2 protein-coding genes and 1 pseudogene are annotated in these 2,662 nt (G+C 63.1%); all 3 read right to left on the bottom strand.

Features of this window, described 5'->3' with window-relative positions; all coding sequences use genetic code 11:
- Positions 1 to 1,151 (bottom strand): flagellin (locus HFGMBDPB_RS29555; RefSeq protein ID WP_212646782.1); only part of this gene is annotated, 1,151 nt, incomplete at its 3' end.
- Positions 1,152 to 1,474: 323 nt separating this feature from the next.
- A pseudogene (locus HFGMBDPB_RS29550) lies at positions 1,475 to 1,687 on the bottom strand (flagellin); the annotation flags it as partial.
- 24 nt (positions 1,688 to 1,711) lie between these two features.
- On the bottom strand, positions 1,712 to 2,662 hold a 951-nt coding region (locus HFGMBDPB_RS29545; protein ID WP_160856259.1), incomplete at its 5' end, for a flagellin.

The following is a 2,662-nucleotide window of genomic DNA, read 5'->3' as shown; positions in this document are numbered from 1 at the left end:
ACTTGCTGAGGCAGCTGGTTGGCCTGGGCCACCATGGCCGTGCCAGCCTGCTGCAGGATCTGCGTGCGGCTCAGGTTCGCCGTTTCCTTGGCGAAGTCGGCGTCCACGATGCGGCCGCGTGCCGCAGAGATGTTCTCGTTCATGGAGTCGATGTTCTCGATCGACTTCTCGAAGCGGGTCTGGATGGCACCCAGGTCGGCGCGTGCGGAGTTGACCTTGTCCAGCGCGTTGTCGATGCGCTGCATGGCTTCCCAAGCACCGGCTTGCGTGGAGATGTCCACCTTGTCGATGCCCTTGCCGGCAGCTGTCGTGATGGCCGTCAGATTCGTCGCCGCAGCCGCGCCGACCGTGATGGATGCTGTGGTGCCTGTAGTGCCCGTCGGAGCGGCAGTAGCGCGCAGATCGATCGTCGTGCCGTCCTCGCTGAGGAAGGCCGTCACGCCGGTGTCAGCGGTCTTGGCATTGATGGCGGCAATGGTGCGGCCCGTCAGCTCCGTCTGCGTTGCGTTGGGATCGGCCTCAATCGTGGCCACGGCCGAAGCGGTAGCTCCCTGGATGGTGATACTCACCGAAGCCGAAGTAACAGCTGCGGGCGTCACGGAAGTGCCGCTGATCGAACCCGTGCTGTAGGCAGAGTTGCCCAGGTCGGCCACCTTCATGTTGGCCAGCGCGCCCACCGTGATGTTGTCGCCCGCATTCGCACCCACCTGGAACACGCCCCCGGAGAAGCTGCCTTCCAGCAGTTTCTGGCCATTGAACGTGGTGGTCTTGGCCACACGGTCCACTTCGTCACGCAGCTGCACCAGCTCGGACTGCAGCGCTTCACGATCGCTCTTGCTGTTGGTGGCGTTGGAGGCCTGAACAGACAGCTCGCGCATGCGCTGCAGCATGTCGCCCACCTTGCCCAGTGCGCCTTCGGCCGTCTGCGCCAGAGAAATCCCGTCATTGGCATTGCGCGAGGCCACCGCCAGACCACGCACCTGAGTGCTCATACGCTCGGAGATGGCCAGACCGGCTGCATCGTCCTTGGCGCTGTTGACTCGCAGGCCCGAGGACAGGCGCTGCATGGACGTGGCCAGCGAGCTGCCGGACAGGCCCAGGTTGCGCTGCGCGTTGATCGAGACGACGTTGGTGTTGATGGTCATTGCCATGATCGGGTCCTTTGGAACTGACGGTAAGGATGAAGAATTTGCTTGGTTTGCCGGGGCTTGCGGCCGTGTCTATGTGCACTGCTGCCAGCTTTGTCGCCTGCAGGCCTGCTCCGTACAAATGTGTTATCGGGCCATGGCGATAGTTCTTTAGCGCTTTCTTGCATCGATACCTATTCGTGCAGGAATCGCCACGCACGGCGAATGACAGTGCGATCTGAAATAAAAAAGACAGCCATGCGTGAGCAGGGCTGCCATCAAAAAGCAAACTCATCCAAGCTTGCCAGCGCTGGCCCTCATCGAGACGGCGCCAGCAAGCTCCTCCATCAACGCAGCAGGCTCAGCACCTGCTGGGGCAGCTGGTTGGCCTGGGCCACCATCGCCGTACCAGCCTGCTGCAGGATCTGCGTACGGCTCAGGTTCGCCGTTTCCTTGGCAAAGTCGGCATCCGTGATCCGGCTGCGCGCTGCGGAAATGTTTTCGTTCTGGATGTCGATGTTCTCCACAGCCTTCTCGAAGCGGGTCTGCAGTGCGCCCAGGTCNGGCGCCAGCAAGCTCCTCCATCAACGCAGCAGGCTCAGCACCTGCTGGGGCAGCTGGTTGGCCTGGGCCACCATCGCCGTACCAGCCTGCTGCAGGATCTGCGTACGGCTCAGGTTCGCCGTTTCCTTGGCAAAGTCGGCATCCGTGATCCGGCTGCGCGCTGCGGAAATGTTTTCGTTCTGGATGTCGATGTTCTCCACAGCCTTCTCGAAGCGGGTCTGCAGTGCGCCCAGGTCGCCGCGCGCCGTGTTCACCTTGTCGATGGCGTTGTCGATACGCTGCATGGCTTCCCACGCGCCAGACTGGGTGGAGATGTCCACCTTGTCGATGCCCTTGCCCTCAGCGGTTGTGATGGCCGTCAGACTCGTTGCAGCCGCCGTGCCGACTGCCACCGATGCGGTCGTGCCCGTCGTGCCCGTCGGCGCTGCCGTGGCGCGCAGCTCAATCGTCGTGCCGTCTTCGCTGAGGAAGGCCGTCACGCCGGTATCAGCGGTCTTGGCGTTGATGGCTTCGATGGTGCGACCGGTCACCTCGGTCTGCGTCGCATTGGCGTCTTGCTCGATCGTGGCCACGGCAGAGGCGGTGGCACCTTGGATCGTGAGACTCACCGAGGCGGACGTCACCGACGCCTGCGTCACGGCGGAACTGCTGATCGAGCCCACGCTGTACGAGGAGTTGCCCAGGCTGTCGACCTTCACGTTGCCCAACGAGCCCACGCTGATGTTGTCGCCAGAGTTCGCACCCACCTGGAACACGCCACCCGTGAAGCTGCCTTCCAGCAGCTTCTGGCCATTGAACGTGGTGGTCTTGGCCACACGGTCCACTTCATCACGCAGTTGAGACAGCTCCGACTGCAGCGCCTCACGGTCGCTCTTGCTGTTCGTCGCGTTGGACGACTGCACCGCCAGCTCGCGCATGCGCTGCAGCATGTCGCCGACCTTGCCCAGCGCGCCTTCAGCCGTCTGTGCCAG

This window comes from Delftia sp. PE138, assembly GCF_018320755.1.
Classification (GTDB): Bacteria; Pseudomonadota; Gammaproteobacteria; order Burkholderiales; family Burkholderiaceae_C; genus Comamonas; species Comamonas tsuruhatensis.
The sequence above is the reverse complement of the archived record's forward strand: the minus strand, read 5'-3'. Positions and strand labels throughout refer to the sequence as shown.